This is a genomic window from Rhodococcus sp. SJ-3 (assembly GCF_051918125.1).
Lineage (GTDB): Bacteria > Actinomycetota > Actinomycetes > Mycobacteriales > Mycobacteriaceae > Rhodococcus.
Genome location: NZ_CM123306.1, coordinates 5,274,249 through 5,299,137 on the forward strand (window position 1 = coordinate 5,274,249; position 24,889 = coordinate 5,299,137).

Here is a 24,889-nt window from a genome sequence, read left to right on the forward strand (position 1 = left end):
CCTTCGCACTCAACGCGACAGTCCCGAACCGATCCCCCAACGGTCCTGCCCCCGACGAAGACTCGCATCACTGTCCTCGAACCGCGCGGTAAGCACTGCGGCGATGTCCTGCGCGGCCGGCGGCGCCACCATCTCGTGATGCTCACACTCGATGCGGAACTGGTGGATCTCACCGTCGACGATGTCGTGCCACGCCGCGACAGCGGGCACCGACCCCGCCGAGCGGGTGGCGGTGAAGAACAACACATCGCCGTGGAAGGTCACCGGCGAATGCCGGCGCGCTGCGCGGGCCGCGGCCGCCGATCCGGTGTGCAACCGTTCGAGGTGCTGTGCGGTCAGGCCCGACAGTTCCCCGAAGGACCGTTCGAGAACCGCGAGTGCCTCCTCGTAACCGAGTTCGGGGCCGCCGTTGACCGACACCCCGAGATCGCGGAGCATATCCTTGACCCCGGGCGCCGCCCCGCCCGGCACGTTGAGATGCGCATCCAGCAACGCAAGGGTGTCGACCACCTCCCCGTCACGTTGCAGTTCGACAGCGACGGCGTGCGCGACGATCCCGCCGAGCGACCACCCCAGCAGGTGGTACGGGCCATGCGGCTGCACCCGTCGGATCTCCTCGGCGTAGCGCACGGCCAACGACCGGACGCTGTCGACGGTGCCGGAACCGCTCAAGGTGGGCAACTGCAACCCGTACACGGCGCGTTCCCCGTCGAGATGCTGGGTCAGACCGGCGTATCCCCAGGCCAGACCCGCGGCAGGGTGCACGCAGAACAACGCTGGTGTGCTCCCCTCCCGCAGCGGCACCAGCACCCGTAGCGCGTCGTCGACGGTGCCGCTGTCGGCGTCACCGCCGAGATGCTGGGCCAGGTCGGCGACCGTCGGATGAGTGAACAACGCGGGCAACCCGATCCGCCGATTCAGGCGCTGCGACAGATCCGGGACGAGACGGGTCGCGAGCAGCGACGTGCCACCGAGCTCGAAGAAGTTGTCGTCGGCGGCGACTGCCGTCAGACCCAGATGGGTGGCGAACACCTCCGCGACGAGACGTTCGAGGTCGGTGTCGGGAGCCCGGCCCGTCGCAGCCCGGGCCGTGAAGTCCGGCGCAGGCAGCGCCCGGCGATCCAGTTTCCCGGCGGGCGTCAGCGGGATCGTGTCGAGTACGAGGATCACCGTCGGCACCATGTGCCCGGGCAGGTGTGCGGCCACATGCCGACGCAACACCGCCGGGTCGGGCACGGTGCCCTCCACCGCACGCACGTACGAGACGAGCACCGTCTCCCCCGATGGGGCGGTGTGGCCGAGGGTATGCGCGAACACCACCTGGTCGTGGCCGGTCAGCGCGGTGTCGATCTCGCCGAGCTCGACCCGGAACCCACGGATCTTGACCTGGAAATCCGAACGCCCCACATACTCGAGCTCGAGCCGACCCTCCGGCTCACCGACCCACCGCACCACATCACCGGTGCGATACATCCGCTCCCCCGCCGACCCGTACGGATCGGCAACGAACCGGGACGCCGTCAGCTCCGGCCTGCCGTGATAACCACGCGCCAGACCCGGCCCGGCCACATACAGTTCGCCGGCCACCCCCACCGGGACGGGACGCATCCGCGCATCGAGCACCAGCGAGCGGAATCCACGCGACGGACTGCCGATGGTTACCGGGTGCCCCGCGCGCAGCGGCGCGGTCAGCGAGGTCATGATGGTCGCTTCGGTGGGGCCGTAGGCGTCGATCATGCGGTGTCCGCCGGCCCAGCGGTCGACGAGTTCCGGTGGGCACGCCTCACCGGCGACGAGCAGCACCTGCAGATCGGGGACCTGCGCCGGATCGAGGGAGGCGAGAGCGGTCGGGGTGATGAAGGCGTGGTCGACGCGGTGGGCGCGCAGCGCCGCGGCGAGGTCATCGCCGCCGTACACGCCGGGAGGCACGATCACCAGGCTCGCTCCCGCGGACAGCGCCATCATCATCTCGAAGATCGACGCGTCGAAACTCGGGGACGCCAAGTGCGAGACGCGGCTGCCGGGTTCGACGAGCAGATGGTCGTGTTCCTCGGCGGCGAGGTCGGCGAGACCGCGGTGGGTGACCGTCACGCCCTTGGGGCGGCCGGTGGATCCGGAGGTGTAGATCAGGTAGGCGCCGTGGTCGGGGCGCAACGGCACCGGACGATCGCCGTCGGTGATCGCGGTGGTGTCGCGGCCGGTCAGATCCGCGCGGATCTCGTCGGAGTCGAGGACGAGCCAGTCCACGGTGTCCGGGAGCGTATCGCGGTGCGCGCTGTCGGTGACCCCGACGGTTGCCGCACTGTCGGTGAGCATGAACTCGATTCGTTCGGGCGGATAGGTGGGGTCGACGGGCACGAACATCGCGCCGCTGCGGGTGGTCGCCCACACCGCGGCCACCGAATCGATCGACCGGGGCAACGCGAGCGCCACCACGGTGTCGGGGCCGGCACCTCGGTCGAGGAGCAGCCGCGCCAGCGCGGTCGAGGCCCGGTCGAGTTCGCGGTAGGAGATGGTGCGGTCTCCGTCGACCACTGCGACCGCGGTGGGATCGACGGCGACGGCCTCGTCGAGCAGATCCGGCCATACGCGGGCGCCGATACCGGCAGGCCCCCACGCGGGCACCAGAGCGTCATGTTCGCGCGCGGTGAGCAGGTCGATGTCGCCGACCGGGACCTGCGGATCGGTGGTGACCGCGTCGAGCAGCCGGGTCAGCCGTGCCGCGAACCCGGCGACGGTGTCGGCGTCGAACAAGTCGGTGGCGTACACGAACGCAGCGTCGAGACCGCCCTCGGTGACGCCGGTATCGAGTGCCCCACCGGCGTCGGCGACCAGCAATTCGAGATCGAAGTTGCACACGGTCGGGTCGAGGGTCATGCCCTGCACTGTCAGGTGCGGCAACTCGAACGCCACGCGTCCGGTGTTCTGGAATTCGAGGGACACCTGGAACAGCGGTGAATGCGCGGTCGAACGGATCGGGTCGGCGGTCTCGACCACGGTCTCGAACGGGATGTCGGTGTGCGCGAAAGCCGCAAGGTCACGGTCGGTGACGTCGGCGAGCAGTTCGGTGAATGTCGCTGCCGCAGGTACCGGGGTGCGCAGCACCACGGTATTGACGAACATGCCGACGACGTCGTCGAGGTCGCGGTGTCCGCGCCCGGCGACCGGGCTGCCGACGGCGATGTCTTCTGTGTTCGACAGACGCGCGAGCAGCACGGCGAGGGCGGCGTGCATTGTCATGAACACGGTGGTGCCGTGCGCCGCGGCCAGCTGGGTGAGCCGCTGATGCAGCGCCACGTCGATGGGGAAGCGGACCACATCGCCGCGGAACGACTGTTGCGGCGGCCGGGGCCTGTCGGTGGGTAGCGGCAGCACCTCCGGCAGTGCGGCGAGGGTCTCGCGCCAGAACCGGGTCTGGGCTTCGGCGAGGGAGTCGGGGTCGGCCGGGTCGCCGAGCCGGTCGTGTTGCCACAGGGCGTAGTCGGCGTAGTGGACGGGCAGCGGCGTCCAGGCGGGCGCGTCGCCGCGGGTGCGGCCCTGGTAGGCCACCATCAGGTCGCGGGCCAGGGGTGCCAGCGACGAGCCGTCGGCGGCGATGTGGTGCACCACGAGCACCGCGATGTGCTCGTCGCGTCCGAGCGCGAAGACCCGCGCGCGCAGTGGCACATCGACGGTGACATCGAAGCCGGCCGAGGCGAACTCGGCGACCGCGGCCAGCGCTGTGTCGGCGTCGGCAGGTACCACGTCGAGTGTCAGTGGCACGTCGTCGGCGGCGAGGATGCGCTGGTGTGGCCCGTCCGCGGTGGCGGGGTACACGGTGCGCAGTGCTTCGTGCCGGGCCACCACGTCGTGCAGGGCGGTGCCGAGCGCGGCGCGGGACAGGTGTCCGCTGAGTCGGATGGCGAGGGGGATGTTGTACGCGGCGGAGGCGGTGTCGAACTGGTTGACGAACCAGAGGCGCTGCTGGGCCGGGGACAGCGGGATACGGGCGGGGCGGGGCGCGGCAGTGGGGCCGGTGCGCGTCCGGGGGTGGTCGGCGGTGCTGTCGACGGAGTGCAGGTGTGCCGCAAGTTCCTGCACGGTGGGGTGTTCGAACAGGGCGCGTACGGGGATGTCGCGGCCGAGATGCTCCCCGATGCGGGTGACGGCGCGTGTTGCGATCAGCGAGTTGCCGCCGATGTCGAAGAAACTGTCGGTTGCCGACAGGGTGTCGAGTCCGAGCAGTTCGCGCAGGTGTTCGGCGAGGACGGTTTCGAGTCCGTCGGCGGGTGGCTGGTGGGCGGTGCCGGTGCGGGTCAGGTCCGGTGCGGGGAGGGCGCTGCGGTCGAGTTTCCCGACGGGCGTCAGCGGGATCTCGTCGAGCACGGTGATGAAGGCGGGCACCATGTGTGCAGGAAGATGTTGTGCGACATGGTTTTTGATGGTGTCTCGGTCCAGCGTTCCGGGGGTGGCCGGGTGGCAGTGCGCGACCAGCACCGTTTCCCCCGACGGGGCGGTGTGCGCGACGGTCACGGCGAACCCGACGTCGGGATGGGAGGCCAGGGCGGCGTCGATCTCGCCGAGTTCGACGCGGAACCCACGGATCTTGACCTGGAAGTCGGCACGGCCGACGTATTCGATCTCGAGCCGGCCGGCCGGGTCGCCGACCCACCGCACCACATCACCTGTGCGGTACATCCGCTCCCCCGCCTGCCCGTACGGGTCGGCGACGAACCGGTCCGCCGTCAGATCCGGGCGAGCATGATAGCCCCGCGCCAGGCCGGTGCCTGCGAGATACAACTCACCGGACGCCCCAACCGGGACGGGACGCAGCAGGTCGTCGAGGATCACGGCGTGCACTCCGCGCAGGGGCGGTCCGAGTGTCAGGACGCTGTCGCGGCGCAGCGGGTCGCTGATCGCGGCCATGATCGTGGTTTCGGTGGGCCCGTAGGCGTCGACGAGGCGACGACCCGGCGCCCAGGCGGCGAGCAGGTCCGCCGGCCAGGCTTCGCCGCCGACGGCGAGGTCGACGAACGCGGTCAAATCGGCCGGATCGAGTGACGCGAGCGCGGCGGGGGTGATGAACCCGTGGGTGACAGCGTGCTCGGCGAGGAACTGCCCGAGTTCGGTGCCCCCGTACAACTCCGGCGGAACCACCACGAGTGTGGCACCGGATCCGAAGGCCAGCAGGTACTCGAAGATCGATGCGTCGAAACTCGGGGACGAGAAGTGCATGACGTTCGAGCCCGGTCCCGCCCCGAAACGCTCCCGCTGGTCGAGTGCGAAATTGTGCAGGCTGCGGTGTGTGGTCACCACACCTTTGGGGCGGCCGGTGGAGCCGGAGGTGTAGATGAGGTAGGCGGCGTGGTCGAGATGCAACGGTCTCGTCCGGGCGGTGTCGGTGATCGGTGCGCCGGTCCCGGTGTCGGGATTGCGCAGATCGAAGCTGTGCAGATCGAACCACTGCACCGTGTCCGGCAACCCGCCGCGATGTGCCGCGGTCGTGACCCCGACGGTCGCACCGCAATCGGCGAGCATGAACGCGACGCGCTCGGCCGGATAACGGGGGTCGACCGGCACGAACGCTGCCCCCGTCTTGGCGATCGCCCATATCGCGAGCACCGACTCGACAGAGCGGGCGATGCCCAGCGCAACGGCCGTATCCGGCCCAGCTCCTACATCGATCAGATTGCGCGCCAATAGATTCGAGCGATCGTCGAGATCCCGGTAGGTCACCGCGACAGCACCGTCGGTCACCGCGATCGCATCGGGATGCGCGGCCGCGGTGGCGGCGAACAACTCCGGCAACGTCAGCGTCGACCCCCCGGCCGGGCCACGCACCGGGGTCAGCACCTCCTGTTCGGCGGCGGTGAGCACCGTGCACTGCGCGAGCCGCGCGCCAGGGTCCCCCACCAACGTGGTCAACGCCGCCACGATGCGGTCGGCGACGACCGCCACCTCACTGGGATCGAACACCTCGGGCAGATATTTCATCCGCAGATGCATGGCGGTGTCGGTGTGCGCAACGATGCTCAGCGGATAGTGGGCAGAGTCGCGGCCGGTGATCCCGGTGACGCGCATTCCGGCGATATCGGTATCGGCGCTCATCCCGGCCGCATCGACCGGATAGGACTCGAACACGGTCAACGTGTCGAACCCGACGGCGGCACCGACATGCCGATCGAGGGTGTTCAGATCCACATGATGATGATCGAGCAGCGCCGCCTGTTCGGCCTGCACCCGATCGACGAGCGTCGCGACAGTATCGCCGGGGTGCACGGTGACACGGACGGGGACGGTGTTGATGAACAACCCCACCATCGTCTCGATCCCCGCCACCTGCGGCGGACGCCCGGAGACAGTCGCCCCGAACACCACATCGCTGTGACCGGTGAGGGCACCGAGCACCAACCCCCACGCGACCTGCACCACAGTGTTGACGGTGACCCCACGCGCGGCAGCTGCCGCGTCGATCCGGGCCGACAGATCCGCACCCACCTCGACATCGAGGTCTGCGGAGACCCCGCTGCCCGCGGCAGTACGGTGCTGCGGAGCGAGCAGCGTCGGCTCGTCGACCCCGGCCAGCGCGCGACGGTAGGCCTGCACCGACGCGTCCTGGTCCCGGTCGGCAAGCCACGCCAGATACGTCCCGAAACTGTGGGGCCGCTCGAGAAGCGTGGTATCACTGTCGGTGGCATACAGCACGAGCAGTTCCCGGATCAGAACCGGTGTGGACCAGCCGTCGAGCAGCAGATGATGGTTGGTCAGGGCGACACGGTGCCGGTCCGGTCCGATGTGCACGACCGTGACCCGGAGCAGCGGCGCGGCGGTGGTGTCGAATCGGGTGGTGCGGTCCAGATCGAGCAACCGGATGGCGGCAGCGTCCGGATCCGGGTCGTCGCTGGTGTCGGCCACCGTGAACGGCACGTCGGTGTGCGTCGGCACGACCTGCACGTATCCGTCCGCGCCGTCACCGGTGAACGCGACCCGCAGATTCGGGTGCCGCACCAGCAGCAACTGAAACGCGCGCCGCAGCCGCGCCGCATCGAGTCGGCCGGTGACCTCGAGCACGAGCTGGACGACATACGCGTCGGGGCGGTCCCCCGCCAGCAATGCGTGGAACAGCAAACCGGTCTGCAGCGGTGCGGTCGGCCAGACCGTCTCGAGCGGACCGTACCGATCCTCGAGCTGTTCGAGGGTCGCCTGATCGAGCCGCACCAGCGGCAGATCCGACGGCGTCAGACCTCCGGCGTGCGGGCTTCGCGCATGCCGCGCCAGCGCCGTCGCCGCGGCGGTGAACCGCGCGGCGAGGGCGGTGACCTCGGTGTCCTCGAGCAGCCCTTCCGGGAACGACCAGAACGTGCGCAGCACCGGCCCGTCGGATCCGTCGACCGTCACCGCATTGAGATCGATCACCGCGGCGGCCGGCATGTCGGGGCTCTGCGTGCCGCCACGCCCGAACGCCCCGATCGGCAACCACGGCACATCGGCGGCGGTGTCGGTCCCGACGGTGGGACGGCCGAGATAGTTGAAACTCAGTTGCGGAGTGGCCAGCGTCGCCAACTCGGCGGCGGTGTCCGCGGCGAGATACCGCAACAGACCGAAGCCGACACCGTGATCCGGCACCGCGGCGAGATGTTCTTTGACGGTCTTGATGGCGCGCCCCGCAGCGGGCCCCCCGGCAAATGCGTCGTCGACGTCGAGTCCGGCCAGGTCCAGCCGCAACGGGTGGAGGGTGGTGAACCAGCCGACGGTGCCACCCAGATCGGCGCCGTCCGCGGCGGACGTCTCCCTGCCGTGCCCTTCCACATTGAGGAGCACCTCGTTGCGGTGTTGCCCACGGTCGCGGCGCCACGCCGTGACCGCAAGCGCGAAAGCGGCGAGCAACCCGTGCTCGACCGAACCGTGGAACCGCTCGGGCACCGTCGTGAGCAGCGCCTCGGTCACCGAGGTGGGCAGCACCGATTCCACCGTCGAGACCGTGTCGTTGACATCCACCGCCGGATCGAACGGCCGATCCCCCACCGGAGGTTCGACGACATCGACGGTGCGGCGCCAGAACTCGAGTTCGGAGCGGCGCCCCGGATCATGCGCCGACTCGGCAAGAGCGTGCGCCCACCGACGCACCGATGTCCCCGCGACCGGTGGCAGCGCCGCCGTAGGCGAGTCCGGATCGAGGCCGGCCGCCCACGCCGCCGCGAGATCGGGCACCAGGATGCGCCACGACACCCCGTCGACCGCGAGATGATGAATCACCAGCAGTAACCGGCCGGCGCCCGTGGCCGAATCGAACCACACCGCCTGTATCAGCACCCCGGCCGACGGATCGAGCCGGTCGGCGGCCGCGTCGAGTTCGTGCGACGCGAGAGCGAAGAACTCGGCGGTGTCCGCGGCACTGGTGACCGGCACCCGATAGATCACGGTCTCGGCGTGCACCGTGCCGGGCGGGTCGACATGCAACGCGACACCGCGCGACGCCTCGGCACTCGGATACAGGCGACCGCGGAGTATATCGTGCCGATCGAGCAGTGCCTGGATCAAGGCGGTCAGCGCAGATCTGTTCAGGCCGGTCGGCAGTCGCAGCAGCACCGCCTGCGTGTACCGGTCGTAGCTGCCGCCCCGCTCGAGCATCCAGTGCACGATCGGGGGCAGCGGCACCTCACCGACACCGCCGCCGGGCAGTTCCGACAACACGGTCGGCGCGGCGGCGACCGCGGCGACCGCGGCGAGCGCCGCGGGGGTCTTGTGCTCGAACACCTCCCGCGGCGACAGCTCCAACCCGGCGGCCTTCGCGCGCGACACCAACTGAATCGACATGATCGAGTCGCCGCCCAAGGCGAAGAACGAGTCGTCGACCCCGACCGTGTCGAGACCCAGCACCTGCGCGAACAATTCGACGAGTCGCACCTCGCGGTCCCCGGCCGGGGCGCGGGTCACGGCGGACCGCGCCGCGAAATCCGGGGCGGGCAACGCCCGGCGATCGAGTTTGCCGGTGGCCCCCACCGGCAGGGTGTCGAGCACGACGAGGGCGGCGGGCACCATGTAGGCGGCGAGATCGGTGGCGACCTGCGCCAGCACGGCGTCGACCTCGAGATCCACCCCGGTTTCCGGCACGAGATACCCGACGAGGCGGTCGGTGGCGGTGCGCTCGTCGTGGTGCACGACCACGACAGCACGGGCGACACCGGCCGTACGCAACAGCGCGGCTTCGACTTCGCCGAGTTCGATGCGGAAACCACGCATCTGGACCTGGAAGTCGCTGCGTCCGACATATTCGATGTCGCCGCCGCGGGTGCGCCGGGCCAGGTCCCCGGTGCGATAGAGCCGCGCACCCGGACCACCGTGCGGGTCGGCGACGAAACGGGTGGCGGTCAGATCGGGACGATGCAGATAGCCGCGAGTCAATTGTCCCCCCGCCACATACAGTTCACCGGTGGTGCCTGCAGGCACGGGATGCAGCCGGGTGTCGAGGATGTGCAACTGCAGTGACGGAAGCGGTGCACCGATGAGGCTGCCATTGGCCTCCGCGGCCACCGCGCGACCCAACGGCAACGCGGTGACGTGCACGGTGGTTTCGGTGATGCCGTACATATTCACCAAAGTGGGCGACGTGTCGTCGTGCCTGCGATACCAGCGGTCGAGCTGCGCCAGGTCGAGGGCTTCACCACCGAAGATGATCCAGCGCAACGGCAGCGGTGGACCCCCGGCCGCCCGGTCGGCCTCGACGAGTTGCTGGAATGCCGTCGGCGTCTGGTTCAGGACGGTGACCTGTTCGCGCCGCACCAATGCGAGGAATTCGTCGGGGGTGCGGGCGGTGTGGTAGTCGACGACGACGAGACGACCGCCGTGCGCGAGCGCACCCCACAGTTCCCACACCGAGAAGTCGAAGGCATAGGAGTGGAACAGCGTCCACACGTCGTGCTGGTCGAAACCGAACTGGGGGTGGGTGTCGGTCATCAGGGTCACCACGGTGCGGTGCGGCACCACCACCCCCTTGGGGCGGCCGGTCGAGCCGGAGGTGTAGATCACGTACGCCGTCTGATCCGGATGGACCGCACCCCGCTCTGCCTCGGTCAGGGCCGCGGTAGGAAGCGCCGAGAGCCGGTCGAAGACTGCCTGCTCGTCGAGCAACAGCATCTCCGGGGCGGTCTCGGGCATGAACGCGGCGTGCTCGGCGGTGGTGAGGACACACACCGGACGCGCATCGGCGAACATGAACGCGAGACGCTCCGGCGGATACGCCACGTCGATCGGCAGGTACCCGGCACCGGCCTCGAGGATCGCGAGCAACGCGACGACGAGTTCGCAGGTGCGAGGCAGCGCGACCGCGACGAGGGTGTCCGCGCCCGCGCCGTGATCGAGCAGCAGCCGGGCAAGTCGGTGGACACGGTCTTCGAGTTGCCGATACGTCAGATGCCCGTCGTCGGCGGTCACGGCGACAGCGTCGGGGTCCACGGCGGCGCCGCGGCGGAACAGATCGAGCAACGTGTCGCCGTTCGCCGCGGTCCCGCTTGCGCGACTCGCCGCGGTGAGCGCGTCGTGTTCCGGTTCGGTGAGCAGATCGAGATCACCGACAGCAAGGTCCGGATCGCCGGTGACGGCGGTGAGCACCCGCACGAACCTGTCGACGATCGCCTCGGCGGTCGCTGCGTCGAACAGATCGGTGGCGTAGGTCAGTGCGCAGCTCAGACCGCCGCCGGGGACCTCCTGCACGTTGAGCTGGACATCGAACTTCGCGACATTCAGATCGGCGTCGAGAGCCTCGACGGTCAGCTCCGGCAGCTCGAGATGAGCGCGCTCGACGTTGCCGAACTCGAGTACCACCTGGAACAGCGGGGAATGATCCGTGTGGCGAGTCGGGTCGAGCGCATCGACCAGTTTCTCGAAGGGCAGTTCGGTGTGCCCGAACGCCGCCAGGTCGATCTCGCGAGTGCGATGCAGGTGATCACTGAACGACAGTCCCCCGGTGATGGGGGTGCGCAGCACCACGGTGTTGACGAACATCCCGACCAGGTCGTCGAGCGCACGATGTCCACGTCCTGCGACCGGGCTGCCGATCGCGATGTCGTCGGTACCCGACAACCGTGCGAGCAGCACCGCCAGCGCGGCGTGGACGGTCATGAACACCGTGGCGTTGTGAGCAGCGGCGAGATCGATCAGTGCGTCGTGCACGGGGCGATCGACCTCGAAGTGGTGCACGGCGCCGCGGAACGACTGCTGCGGTGGCCGGGGCCGATCGGTGGGCAGCGGCAGCACCTCCGGCAGACCGGCCAGGGCGGTGCGCCAGAAATCGAGTTGGGTCGCGGCGATCGAGTCGGGGTCGGAGGGGTCGCCGAGCAGCTTCTGTTGCCACAGGGCGTAATCGACGTACTGCACGGCCAGGGGCGACAGTTCCGGGGCGGTGTGACGGCTGCGGGCCAGATAGGCGGCCATCAGGTCGCGGGCCAGCGGCGCCATCGACGCACCGTCCGCGGCAATGTGGTGCACCACCACGACCAGCACGTGCTCGGTGTCGGACACTGCAAGCAGGGCGGCGCGGACCGGCACCGCGGCCGCCACATCGAAACCGGCACCGATCAACTCGGCGATCCGGCCGGGCAGATCGGCCTCCGAGATGGGCTCCGGGCGCAGCGCGATCAGCACCTTCTCGGTGGTCGCGATCAGCTGCCGAGGCCCGTTCTCGTCGCCGGGATACCAGGTGCGCAATGTTTCGTGCCGGTCCAGCAGATCCGCTACGGCGGCGTCGAGGGCCGCCGTGTCGAGGCGGCCGGTGAGGCGGATCGCGAGGGGAATGTTGTAGGCGGCGGAGGTGGTGTCGAATTGGTTGACGAACCACATCCGCTGCTGGGCGGGGGCGAGCGGCAACCGCTCGGGGCGCACCGCCGGTACCAGCGGGGTGTGTCCGTGCCCGCCGTGATCGTCGAGGACCCGCGCGGCGAGGGCGCGCACGGTGGGGGCTTCGAACAGGACCCGCACCCCGGCGTCGGTGCCCAGGGCGGTGTTCACGCGGGCGACGACGCGGGTGGCAATCAGCGAGTTGCCGCCGATGTCGAAGAAGTTGTCGTCCACCGATACCCGCTCGTGGCCGAGGACGTCAGCGAGGATGCCGGCGAGAACGTGTTCGAGGTCGGTGGCCGGCGGATGGTAGTGACCGCCGGTGGCGGTCAGATCCGGGACGGGCAGTGCCCGGTGGTCGAGCTTCCCGACGGGGGTCAGGGGGATCTCGTCGAGGACCACCACGGTCGCGGGCACCATGTGGGAGGGCAGGCGTGCGGCGACGTGCGCGCGGACCGCGGCGGGGTCGATGTCGGTGCCGGCGTCGGGGAGCACGTAGGCGATCAGGACGGTGTCGCCGGAGGGTGCGGTGTGTCCGGTGGTGTGCGCGAACGCGACGTGGTCGTGGCCGGTGAGCGCGGCGTCGATCTCGCCGAGTTCGATGCGGAAGCCGCGGACCTTGACCTGGAAGTCGGATCGCCCGAGGTATTCGACGGTGTGGTCGGTGCGCCAGCGCACCACGTCGCCGGTGCGGTACATCCGTTCCCCACTGCGGCCGTAGGGGTCGGCGAGGAAGCGGGCCGCGGTCAGGTCGGGGCGCCGGTGGTAGCCGCGGGCCACACCGGGCCCGGCGATGTACAGTTCGCCGGCGACCCCGACGGGCACGGGTCGTAGTCGGTCGTCGAGGACGACCTGGTGGAAACCGACGGCGGGGCCGCCGACGGTGACGACCTCCTCGGGATGCAGGGCGGGGCTGACGCTGGTTTCGATGGTGGCCTCGGACGGGCCGTAGCCGTTGAACATCTGCCGGCCGGGTGCCCAGCGGGCGACGAGTTCCGGTGGGCAGGCCTCCCCGGCGACGACGAGGACGCGCAGGGTGTCGAGGTCGTGCGGGTCGAGCGATGCCAGGGCGGTGGGGGTGATGAAGGCGTGGGTGACCTGTTCGTCGCGGAGCAGCCGGGCGAGTTCGTCGCCGCCGTACACGTCGGGAGGCACGATCACCAGGGTGGCGCCTGCGCAGAACGCCTTGGTGTACTCGAAGATCGAGGCGTCGAAGCTCGGGGACGCCAGATGCGAGACGCGGGCGTGGTGGGTGATCGTGAAGTGTTCGCGGACCTCGGCATTGAGGTTGGTCAGGCCGCGGTGGGTGACGACGACGCCTTTGGGGCGGCCGGTGGAGCCGGAGGTGTAGATCAGGTAGGCGGGATGGTCGAACCGCAGCGGTGTGGTGCGGTCGGTGTCGGCGATCGGGTCGGTGGACGCCGCGGCGAGACGCTCGCGCACGGCCGGATCGTCGAGGACGAGCCACGGCACCGTGTCGGGGAGCCGGTCGCGGTGCTCGATGGTGGTCAACCCGAGGGCGGCGGCGCAGTCGGTGAGCATGTAGGTGATGCGTTCGGGTGGGTAGGTGGGGTCGACGGGCACGAACGCCGCGCCGGTCTTGGTGACCGCCCACACCGCCGCCACCGACTCGATGGAACGTGAAATACCCAGTGCTACAACATTTTCTGGACCAACGCCACTGTCGATGAGTAGGCGGGCGACGCGGGTGGACCACTCGTCGAGGTCCCGATAGGTCACCTGACGGCCCCGGAACGACAACGCCACCGACTCGGGCATGATCGCGGCGATCGCGGTGAGCATCTCCGGCCACTGCTGCGGCGAGACCGGAGGACGGCCGCGGGCCGGAGCGAGGATGGCCAGTTCGGCCTCGCTGACGATGCCGATGTCACCGACCGGAATCCGCGCCCCCGCCGCGGCCGCACTCGAGTCCGATACCGCGGCAGGTCCGGCGCTGACCGCATCGATGATGCGAATGAACCGGTCGGCGAAGGAGCGCACGGTGTCGGTGTCGAACAGATCCGTGGCGTAGGTGAAATACGCCGAGATCCCGGCAGGCCCCCGGTCGTCGACGGTTTCGGCGACCGACAACTGCAGATCGAACAGCGACAACGGCGCCGCGAGATCGAGAACTGCGACGGTCAGATCGGGCAACACCACCTCGGGGCGTTCGGTGTCCTGGAACTCGAGCATCACCTGGAACAGCGGTGAATATGCCGTCGACCGGGGCGGATCGAGAACCTCCACGAGACGCTCGAACGGAATGTCGGCGTGATCGAACGCCGCGAGGTCGTCGTCGCGGACCCGCTGCAGCAACGCCGCGAACGGTTCGGTGTCGTCGACCCGGGTGCGCAACACGACGGTGTTGACGAACATGCCGATCAGATCGTCGAGGTGGCGGTGCCCGCGACCCGCGACCGGGGTGCCGATCGCGATGTCGGAGGTCGACGACAACCGAGCGAGCAGCACCGCCAGCGCCGCGTGCACCACCATGAACACCGACGTGTCGTGCCTGCGCGCCAACGCCACCAACCGGCGGTGGGCCGCGGCATCGAGGGTGAACGGCACCCGGCCACCACGGCGGCTCTGCTGCACCGGGCGGGCACGATCGAGCGGCAGTTCGAGCAGTTCCGGGACCCCGTCGAGCTGCTCACGCCAGAACCGCAGTTGTCGCGCGGCGAGCGAATCCGGATCGGTCTCGTCGCCGAGCACAGTCCGCTGCCACAGCGTGTAGTCGGCGTACTGGATCGGCAGCGGCGCCCAGCCGGGATCGTGCCCGGCCGTGCGCGCCGTATACGCGGTGATGACGTCACGGGCCAGCGGGCCGAGGGAGAACCCGTCACCGGTGATGTGATGCAGCACCATCACGAGCACGTGCTCGCTCTCGGAGAGCGCAAGCAACCGGATACGGGCGGGGATTTCGGTCGCGACGTCGAATCCGGTCGCCGCGATCTTCTCGATGTGCGCGTCGACGGTGTCGGCGTCGATCGCGGTGACGGTGAAGTCCGCGAGCGACGCCGCCGCGGCCGGGACGATCACCTGCACGGGAGCGGTGTCGACGAACGGGTAGCGGGTACGCAGCGATTCGTGGCGGGCAACGACGTCGGCGACCGCGGCCCGCAGGACGTCCAGCTCGAGGTGTCCGGTCAGACGCAGCGCGACGGCGATGTTGTAGGCCGGAGACGTCGTGTCGAACTGGTTGATGAACCACATCCGTTGCTGCGCCGGGGACAGCGGCAGCGGAGCCGGGCGTGGCCCGGCGGCGAGCGGCGGGCGCGCGGCGGCGGGCGCGGGGGCGGAGGCGTGGTGCACATGGTCGAGCACCCCCGCAACGGTCGGATTGTCGAACAGGTCGCGGATGCCGAGGTCGACGCCGAGTGCGACGGACAGCCGCGCGGCGAGCCGCATCGCGAGCAGGGAGCCGCCGCCGAGGTCGAGGAAGCTGTCGTGCAACCCCACCCGGGGTACGTCGAGCAATTCGGCGAAGGTATCGGCGACGAGTTGCTCGACAGGGGTGCGCGGCGGACTGTACGGGCGGTCGGGTGCGGTCGGGTCGGGCGCCGGGAGCGCATCACGGTCGAGTTTGCCGTTGACACCCACCGGGAACCGATCGAGCACGATCAGCGTGGCGGGCACCATGTATTCGGGGAGTTGCCGGGCGAGTGCGGCGGTGACCGCGACGGTGTCGACGCTGCGGCCGGGGTGCGGCACCACGTACCCGGTGAGCACATCGTCGGCGAGGTGATGGACGAGCACCGCGGCCTGCGCAACGTCCGGCCGGCTGCGCAGGGCATGTTCGATTTCGCCGAGCTCGATACGCAGGCCCCGGATCTTGACCTGGAAGTCGGTGCGCCCCAGGTACAGCAGGGCGCCGTCGGGGCGGCGGGTGGCGAGGTCGCCGGTGCGGTACATCCGCTCCCCCGGCTGTCCGTGCGGGTCGGCGACGAACCGGTCGGCGGTCAGTGCGCCGCGGCCGAGATAGCCCCGGGCGAGTTGCACCCCGGCAAGATACAGTTCGCCGACCGCCCCGACGGGCACCGGATGCAACCGAGCATCGAGGACATAGGCGCGGGTGTTCCACACCGGGCCACCGAGCGGCACGGTGCCGGTGTCGTCGTCACTGGTGGCCCAGGCAGTGACATCGACGGCCGCTTCGGTGGGTCCGTACAGGTTGTGCAATCCGATCCGGGGGAAGGCGCGGCGGGTCGCGGCAGCGGTTTCCGGAGGCAGCGCCTCACCCGAGGCGAACAGATGCCGCAGGGAACTGCCCGCCGCCGGCCGGGTTTCGGCGGCCGCGGTGAACACCGCGAGCATGGACGGCACGAAATGCGCGACCGTGATCTGTTGCGCGTCGATGAGATCGAGCAGGTAGTGGGGATCACGGTGCCCACCGGGTGCAGCAAGCACAAGCCGTGCCCCGGTATGCAGGGGCCAGAAGAACTCCCACACCGACACGTCGAATGTCGCGGGGGTCTTCTGCAGCACGCTGTCGGCGCCGGTCAGCGGATAGGTGTGCTGCATCCAGCGCAACCGGTTGACGATGGCGCGGTGGGTCACCGCGACGCCCTTGGGGCGGCCCGTGGAGCCGGAGGTGTAGATGACGTAGGCCAAATCGTCACCGACCGGGGCGCGGCGGTCGGTCTCGGTCAGCGGCGCATCCGATTCGCCGTGGAGGTCGAGCGTGTCGAGGTGCAGGACCTCCACATCGGAGCCGGCCAGGCAATCGGCGTCGGCGGTGGCGGTCAGGATCAGCGCGGGGCGGGCGCTGGTGAGCACATAGCCGGTGCGTTCGGCGGGGTGTTCGGGGTCGACCGGCAGGTACGCGGCGCCGGTCTTGACGATCGCATACATGCCGACGAGCAGTTCGAGCGACCGGGACACGGCCAGGCCGACGATCCGGCCGGGTCCGGCGCCGCGGCGCAGCAGGAGGCGGGCGAGACGGGTGGTGACGGCATCGAACTCTGCGTAGCGCAGAGCGCGATCCCCGGCGACCACGGCGACCGCGTCCGGCGTGGCAGCAACCTGCGCGGCGAACGGGTCGAGGAGGGTGGCGTCGGGCAGCGCCACAGTGGTGGCGTTCCATTCGTCGAGCACCCGGCTGCGTTCACCGGCGCACAGCAGGTCGAGATCACCGACGGCGCGGCCGGGGTCGGTCACCGCGGCGGTGATCAGCCGCACGAGGCGGTCGATGAATCCGGCGGCGGTCTCCGCGTCGAACAGATCGGTGGCGTACGACAGGGCGCCGTGCAGCGAGTCGATGCCGCCGTCGAGGCCCGGGATCTCCGTGACCGTCAGATGCAGATCGAACTTGGTGGTGGCGGTGTCGATTTCGGTGATGTCGACCGTCAGGTCCGGCAGTTCCAGGTGGGCGGTGTCGTTGTTCTGGAAGGCGAGCATCACCTGGAACAGCGGGGAATGCGCCGCCGACCGGTGCCCGGCGAGCAGATCGACGAGCGCATCGAACGGCAGATCGGCATGTGCGAATGCTTCGAGATCACCGTCGCGGACCGCCCGCAGATAGGCGCCGAACGGCATCGCCGGTGGCACCGCGGTACGCAGCACGACGGTGTTGACGAACATGCCCACCAGGTTGTCGAGTTCGGGTTCACCGCGACCCGAGACGGGAGTGCCGATGAGGACGTCGTCGCTGCCGGACACCCGCGCGATCAGCAGGCTCACCGCGGCGTGCATCACCATGAACTCGGTGGCGCCGTGCGCGTGCGCGACCGCGCTGATCCTGCGGTACAGGGCAGGATCGATGTCGAAGTCGACGGTGGCGCCGCGGAACGACTGGGTCGGGGGCCGCGGCCGATCGGTGGGCAACGCGCCGATCTCCGGGGCACCCGCGAGCCGGGTGCGCCAGAAGTCGAGTTGCTGCGCGGCGCGGGATGCGGCGTCGTCGACGGTGCCGAGGATCTCGTCGAACCACAGGGTGTAATCGGCGTACTGCACCGGCAACGCGTCCCACTGCGGGTTCCGCTCGTCCCGGCGCGCGAGATAGGCGGTCATCAGGTCGCGGGCCAGCGGCGCCAGGGACGCACCGTCCGCGGCGATGTGGTGCACGACCACCGCGACGACATGATGCTCGTCGTGCACCCGCAGCAGCCGCAGCCGCACCGGTGGATCGACGGTGACGTCGAATCCGGCGGTGACGACCTCGGCGACCGATCGCTCGAGGTCGGTCGGGTCGACGGTGGTCGGGTTCGGATCGAGGTCGATCTGCGCCGCCGAGAGGATCTGCTGGATCGGGCCGTCGGCGGTCGCGGGGAACAAGGTCCGCAGTGCCTCGTGCCGCTCGAGCAGATCGTGCACCGCGGCGGTGAGCGCGGCGACGTCCAGCCGGCCGGTCAACGTGATGGCGATGGGAATGTTGTAGGCAGCGGAGGCGGGATCGAGCTGATTGACGAACCACAGTCGCCGCTGGGCCGCCGACACCGGTACCTGCCCGGGCCGGGGGCGTGCGGTCAGCGGAATCCGGGTGAGACGTTCCGCGGTAACGCCGCTCGCGTCGAGGTGCGCGGCGAGCGCCCGCACGGTCGGAGCCTCGAAGAGGGTGCGCACCCCCACCTCGGTGCCGAATGCGTCGTTCAGGCGCGCCACCACACGGGTGGCGATCAGGGAGTTACCGCCGAGGTCGAAGAAACTGTCGTCGAACCCGATCCCGTCGAGACCGAGTTGGTCGGTCAGGATCTGCGACACCGCGGTTTCGGTGGGCGAGCCCGCTGCGTCGCCCGTCGCGACGGTGGTGGCGAACACCGGCTCGGGCAGGGCCCGGCGGTCGAGTTTGCCCACCGGGGTCAGCGGGATGTGGTCGAGCACCACGAGCGCGGCGGGCACCATATGCGCAGGCAGCCGCCGCCGCAGGTGCTCGGCCACGGTGTCGGTGTCGACGACATGTCCGGTCTCGGGCAGGAGGTAGGCGACGAGCATCGGATCGCCGGACGGTGCGGTGCGGCCGAGGGTGACGGCGAACGCGACGGTGGGATGGTCGGTCAGGGCGGCGTCGATCTCACCGAGTTCGATGCGGAAGCCGCGGATCTTGACCTGGAAGTCGGAGCGGCCGAGGTATTCGATGGTGCCGTGGTGATGCCAGCGGACCACATCGCCGGTGCGGTAGGTGCGCGATCCGGGTGGGCCGTACGGGTCGGCGACGAAGCGGGCCGCGGTCAGAGCGGGCCGGTCGAAATAGCCGCGGGTGACACCGGGCCCGCCGACATACAGCTCGCCCGCGACCCCGCGCGGCACCGGATGCAGCCGGGGGTCGAGGACCACTTCGGTGACCCCACACACCGGCGCCCCGAGCGTGACGGTCTCGCCCGCGACGAGCGGGTCGGTGATGTTGACGACGATGGTGGTCTCGGTGGGTCCGTAGGCGTTGAACATGCGCCGGCCCGGTGCCCATCGTGCGGCGAGTTCCGGGGGGCAGGCCTCGCCGGCGACGGTGATCGCCCCGGCCTGCAGTCGGGCCGGGTCGAGTGACGCCAACGCTGCGGGGGTCGAGAACATGTGGGTGACGCGTTCCCGATTGAGCAGATCGGTCAGTTCGTCACCGCCGTACACGGTGGCGGGGACGACCACGAGGGTGGCGCCGACCCCGAACGCCGTCATGTATTCGAAGATCGAGGCGTCGAAGCTCGGGGACGAGAAATGTGAGACCCGGGCGGTGGGCGGCGGGGCGAGGCGAGTGTGCAACGTGGCGGACAGGTTCGCCAGGCCGCGGTGCGGGACGAGCACCCCTTTGGGGCGGCCGGTGGAGCCGGAGGTGTAGATCAGGTACGCGGCATGATCGAAATGCAGATCGCAGGGACGGTCGGCGTCGGTGACGGGGACCCCCGAGGTGTGCTCGATCCGGGTCCGCAGAGCGGGATCGTCGAGTTCGAGCCAGGGCACGTGGTCGGGCAGCTGCGGCCGGTGCGCGCCGACGGTCAGGCCCAGTACGGCACCGGAGTCGGTGAGCATGTAGTCGATGCGGTCGGTGGGGTACGCCGGGTCGATCGGCACGAACGCCGCACCGGCCTTCGCGACCGCCCACAGCGCAGCCACCGATTCGATGGAGCGGGCGATACCCAACGCGATGATGCGGTCCGGTCCGGCACCCGCGCCGATGAGGATGCGGGCGAGCCGATTGGACCACAGGTCGAGTTCGGCGTAGGTCACGGCGCGGTCGCCGCACACGAGGGCGGGGCTGTCGGGGACGATCGCGGCGACCGCCGAGAGCAGTTCGGGCCACAGTTGCGGAGACATCGCGGGGCGGCCGCGGGCGGGCAACAACCCGGCCGGCTCGTCGGGCGCGACCACGGGCAGATCTCCGACCGGGCAGGCCGGATCTGCGCAGGCGGCAGTCAGGACGCGGCCGACCCGCACCACGAAGTCCGTTGCCGTCTGCGAGTCGATCTCGTCCGGCCGGTAGGTGCCGTGCACGTGCAGAGCGTCGGCGGTCACCGTCATGTGCAGTGCCAGCGCGGCGTCCGCTGCCGGCCCGGTCGCGGGGCGTGCCTCGGTCCCGGTGACCGTCAGAACCACCGGCGGGACCGGAGCGGGGCCACACGAGGCCAGCACCTCGGCCGTGACATCGGCGTGCGCTGCGGCCTCGGTGTCGAGCGTGACCAACCGCGCGAGCAGGTCGGTGAACGATTCGCTGCCGTCGATGCGAGCGCACAACGGCAACACCACGGCGCTAGCGGGCCACCCGACGACGGTGTATTCCTCGGCGGTCAGGCGGGCCTCGACGATCGCGGTGGCAGCGTGCAACACCGGGTACCAGGTGTCGGCGAGGCCGGACGGGTGCGTGCCGTCGGCGACCTCGCGCACGACCGCGAGCGCTGCGGGGGGCAGGGCGAGGACCGTGTCGACAACGCCGATCGGCTCGGCGGGCACACCGGGGTTCGCGGTCTCGACGGGTGTGCCCTCGTCGACGGTGCTGTGCGGCAGCCGGAGCTGTTCGGGTGCCCCGGCGAGGGTGTGGCGCCAGAACGCCTCGGTCGCCACTGCGTGCCTGCGGCGACGGCCGATCTCGGCGGTGGCGGGGTCGATCCGGTCGAGCGGGGTGTCTCCTGGGGCGCGCAGGAACTCGCCGAGCAACGCGACGAACGCGGCGTGGTGTTCCGCGAGTTCGTCGGGATCGTAGCGGTGCGGGTTGCCGCGGAAATCGATGAACGTCTTCGCGGGAGTTCCGCTCTGATAGATGTTGACCAGCAGGTCCTCGACGGGGCCGGAGGTCATGATGTGGAATTCCCCGCGGATGTCCCCGAGGGTGATCTGCTGACGGAAGAGCATGACGTTGACCATCGGCCCGGCGTAGCGGGTCGGGTCGCCCGCGGCACCGCTTTCCCTGCGGATGTCCTCGAGGCTGAAACGCTGGTGCCGCAACGCCCCGGTGAGCTCCAACTGCACCCGTTGCACCAGATCGTGGCGGGTGTCGTCGGCGGCGAGCCCGATGTGCATGGGCGCCGTGTTGACGAGCATGCCGCCGCTGCGCCGCACGATCGCGGTGGTGCGGGCCGAGACGGGCAGATTGATCACCACGTCGTCGTGGCCTGTCATGCGCGCCAGATAGGTCGAGAAGGCTGCGATGACCGTCGCGGTGGACGACGAGCCGGCGGTCTCGTCGCTCGCGGTCAGGGCCCGCACCAGATCGTCGGGCAGTGCGGTGCCGGTGAGCAGGCTCTGGGCAGCTGTCGGGGCGTCGCGGTGCGCGAGGGTGGATCCGGCTTCGAGTCCGGCGACCCGTTCGAGCCAGTAGTCGCGGTCGGAGAGGTAGCGGGCCGAGCCGTGATAGTCGCGGTCCCAGTCGTAGAGGGTGCGCAGGTCCGCGGCGCGCGCGGAATCGGGTTCCCGCTGCTCGCGCGCCGCGGTGTACAGCGCGGCCGCCCGGTTGATCATGGTCATCGCGGCGTAGCCGTCGAGCGCGACATGGTGGATGCGGGTGTACCAGAAGTACCGGTCGTCGGCGACCTGCAGGATCGCCATGTTCACCAGCAGGTCGGTGGTCAGATCGACCGGTCGGGCGTAGTCCGCGTCCATCCAGTCGCGGGCGGCGCGCAGCGGGTCGGTTTCACCGCGCAGGTCGACCTGCGGGATGGTTTCGGAGGCGATGGAGCTGTCGACGACCTGGTAGGGCTCGCCGTCGACTTCGAGGATCCGCAGATAGGCGGATTGGAACTCGCCGCCTGCCAGGTACGAGACCCGGCACAGCAGGTCGATGTCGAGGTCGCCGCGCAGATCGATGTACTGCGCGATGCAGATCGGCACGTGCGGTGCGAGTTGCTGCGCGAACCAGATCGATCGTTGAGCGGACGACAGCGGGAAGGCGCCTTCGGGCAGCGCCGACTCATGAGATCGCAACGACATTCCCCTCCGAGAAGCGATGTGGCCGAAACCGGCGCGCCCCGACATCGCGTCATGGTGGCTCCATAGGTGCCCCATTTTTCCGGTCGTGCGTTCGCTTCCGAGTGATCGGAAGCACTCCCCAAGCTAGACCACATCCGTTGCGTCCCGGTGCGGTTTCGCGCCGCAGAAAGGAGACGGGGAGCGAAGGCGATACCGGTGGCGATACCGATCGGTAATTCGGATCGAACCGGTCACCGGCCGCGCACCATTTGTCCGCGAGAATCATTACTTTTTCATCGCGATTCGATCACCGTTCGATATTCGATTGCGAAATGCCCGATTTGCGACGGCAAATTCGGAAACCGCACGAAACCCGCTCTCGGTGCCTATTCTCGAAACTCGGATCACACCTGTCCCACGATTTGCGGTACCCGACGATTGTTCCCGCCTGACGCACCACTCTCACACCCACGAAGGAGCATCCGATGTCGCGTCGCCGGTTCGCCCGCTCACTCGGTGTCCTGTTCGCCGCAGCGATAGCCGTCACGGCCCCCGCACACGCGGCCGCCGATCCGGCGCTCGCCGGAATGCCCGTCGACCAGTTGCGCGCCGAGCTCGCGGGCTCGCCGGACGTTGTCGGCGCTCTCGACCGGCTGGTCGACGCCGCCCGCACCCCGACGATCCTCGAACCTCCGCCGCGCAACATTCCGCAGCCGTTCATGTCGCCCGCGCCGTCGGTCGGGCCGGGCTGCGGGGGCGGATTCACCCCCTTCGCGATGACCTCCGGTTGGGCACACCCGGGCCCGCACGCCGATCCGGACATCGGATTCGGGGAGATGAAGGTGTTCGTGCAGCCGACCATCCCCGTGCCGCCCGCCGCCGCCGACCTGAAGTTCGTGTGGATGAACATGGAGAACTTCCGGGCCGGTGTCGCCACGCTCGACGACCGGATCGGTGGGGTCCCGCAACTGTCCACCACCATCGCGCCGGGGCCCGGCCCCGTCATGGCTGCACTGTTCGGGTCGGTCCGGTACGTCAACGGCGCGTTCTGCCAGGTCATCTACACCATGGGCGGATTCTTCGTGTGAGCGCACCGCGCGGGCAGCCGGATGCTCAGCGCAGCCGCTCGGCCGCCCGCGCCAACTCCACCAGTTCGGCGCACAACCGACGTAGTTCCCCCTGATCGGCACCTTCGTCGACGGCGGTAGCCACGTCCTCGGCGGCACACCGCACCTCGAACGCCCGATCGGTCAGGGCCTCGGCCTCGGCCGCCGAGAGCACTACGGCATCGGCTGCCAGACCCGAGCTCGCCGCGGTGACTCGCTGCTCGTAGGCGCGTTGCCGGCATGACCGGCGGCAATAGTGACGGCGGCGACCCGTCCCGATCTCGGGCACCGGTCGCCCACACCACAGACAGCTCGATGGTCTGCGCTCGCGTCCGGACATAGGGCGACACGTTACCGAGCGCAGAACCGGTGCCGGTAAACTGGCTGACCGGCCGTGTCCCCGGTTCGGGAACGGATTCGGCCCCGCCGACGTTGACATGGTGTGGACGTGGGTACCGTCCGGCACACGCCGCGTCGGTGCCGGGACCCACCGGGCGGAGCAATACGAGAGAGGACACCACCATGGCAGATCGTGTACTGCGAGGCAGCCGACTCGGGGCGGTGAGTTACGAAACCGACCGTGACCACGATCTCGCGCCGCGTCGGATGGCACGCTATCGCTGCGACAACGGCGAAGAGTTCGAGGTGCCGTTCGCCGACGAAGCCGAAATCCCCGGTACCTGGATGTGCAAGAACGGCCTCGAAGGCACCCTCATCGAGGGTGCGGCACCCGAGCCGAAGAAGACCAAGCCGCCGCGCACCCACTGGGACATGCTGCTCGAGCGTCGCTCGGTCGAGGACCTCGAGGAACTGCTCAAAGAGCGTCTCGACCTGATCAAGAGCAAGAGGCGCGGCTGACCGACCCGACGGGTGGTCATCACCCCGGGCCCGCGCAACCGGCGATGCCGTTGCGGGAATTGTTTCCCGCAACGGCATTTCCTTTTCTCCAGGACCCGCCCGGCGTCAGGTCGCAGACACGCCACAAAAAGATCAAATGACGGGCAGCCGTGCGGATCGGCGTGCAATTATGGGCGAACCCGCCGGACGAGAACACTCGGCGGCACCACCTTCACACCACGCACCGATCATCCGACGATGATCGGTCGGGCAGCACCCGGGGGGTGAATACACGTGAACGACAACAACACCGTCACCGGCAGCGAAATCCGCTCCGTCACCGATCCCGAGACCGCGCTCGAAGCGTTGCGCATCGAACTCGATCGCGTCGACCGGGCACTGCTCGACGACGTCCGGGACCGGCTGGCGCTGTGCACGCGCGTCGCCGAACTGAAACAACGGCACGACATCGCGGTGCTGCAACCCGGCCGCATGCAGCTCGTGCAGCGCCGCGCCCGCGACTATGCCGAACGTCACGGGCTGTCCGCCGAGTTCGTGCGCGAACTCTACGACCTGCTGATCGGGGAGGCGTGCCGGGTCGAGGACCTCATCGTCGCCGACGGCGCTCCCTCCACCGGGGGCGATCCGAGCGTCACCGCGTCCGCCGAGCGCCGGAGCTGAGCGGGTCATGGCTGCGTCCCCGTCCGACCCCAGATCGACCCACGCTGGGTCGTCATCGCACCCTGGGTCGTCATCGCACCCTGGGTCGTCATCGCACCGTAGGTCGCAGCCCGACCCGCCCG

5 protein-coding genes are annotated in these 24,889 nt (G+C 69.6%); 3 read left to right on the forward strand and 2 right to left on the reverse strand.

Going from position 1 to position 24,889, the window contains the following annotated elements; genetic code table 11:
* Positions 1-9: 9 nt before the first annotated feature.
* Positions 10-22,164, reverse strand: coding sequence for a non-ribosomal peptide synthase/polyketide synthase (locus tag ACTDXD_RS24590; protein WP_440124786.1), 22,155 nt, complete (start codon positions 22,162-22,164; stop codon positions 10-12).
* 464 nt (positions 22,165-22,628) lie between these two features.
* Here ACTDXD_RS24590 and ACTDXD_RS24595 point away from each other — a divergent pair, with 464 nt between their 5' ends.
* A complete protein-coding gene (locus tag ACTDXD_RS24595) occupies positions 22,629-23,231 on the forward strand; it encodes a hypothetical protein (RefSeq protein WP_440124787.1) in 603 nt (200 codons plus the stop codon).
* 25 nt (positions 23,232-23,256) lie between these two features.
* On the opposite strand, the gene ACTDXD_RS24600 is transcribed toward ACTDXD_RS24595, so the two are convergent.
* A complete protein-coding gene (locus ACTDXD_RS24600) occupies positions 23,257-23,589 on the reverse strand; it encodes a hypothetical protein (RefSeq protein ID WP_440124788.1) in 333 nt (110 codons plus the stop codon).
* A 182-nt stretch (positions 23,590-23,771) separates the two neighbouring features.
* On the opposite strand from ACTDXD_RS24600, the gene ACTDXD_RS24605 reads away from it, so the two are divergent.
* Positions 23,772-24,107, forward strand: coding sequence for an RNA polymerase-binding protein RbpA (locus ACTDXD_RS24605; protein ID WP_440124789.1), 336 nt, complete (start codon positions 23,772-23,774; stop codon positions 24,105-24,107).
* A gap of 273 nt (positions 24,108-24,380) precedes the next feature.
* Positions 24,381-24,767 carry a chorismate mutase gene (locus tag ACTDXD_RS24610; protein WP_440124790.1) on the forward strand — a complete coding sequence of 129 codons (387 nt, stop codon included), beginning with the start codon at positions 24,381-24,383 and terminating at the stop codon, positions 24,765-24,767.
* Positions 24,768-24,889: the final 122 nt, after the last annotated feature.

Excerpts from the sequence above, each read along its gene's own strand:
- ACTDXD_RS24590 (WP_440124786.1), bottom strand. The coding sequence starts at position 22,164 with ATGTCGTTGCGATCTCATGAGTCGGCGCTGCCCGAAGGCGCCTTCCCG.
- ACTDXD_RS24595 (WP_440124787.1), top strand. The coding sequence starts at position 22,629 with ATGTCGCGTCGCCGGTTCGCCCGCTCACTCGGTGTCCTGTTCGCCGCA.
- ACTDXD_RS24600 (WP_440124788.1), bottom strand. The coding sequence starts at position 23,589 with ATGTCCGGACGCGAGCGCAGACCATCGAGCTGTCTGTGGTGTGGGCGA.
- ACTDXD_RS24605 (WP_440124789.1), top strand. The coding sequence starts at position 23,772 with ATGGCAGATCGTGTACTGCGAGGCAGCCGACTCGGGGCGGTGAGTTAC.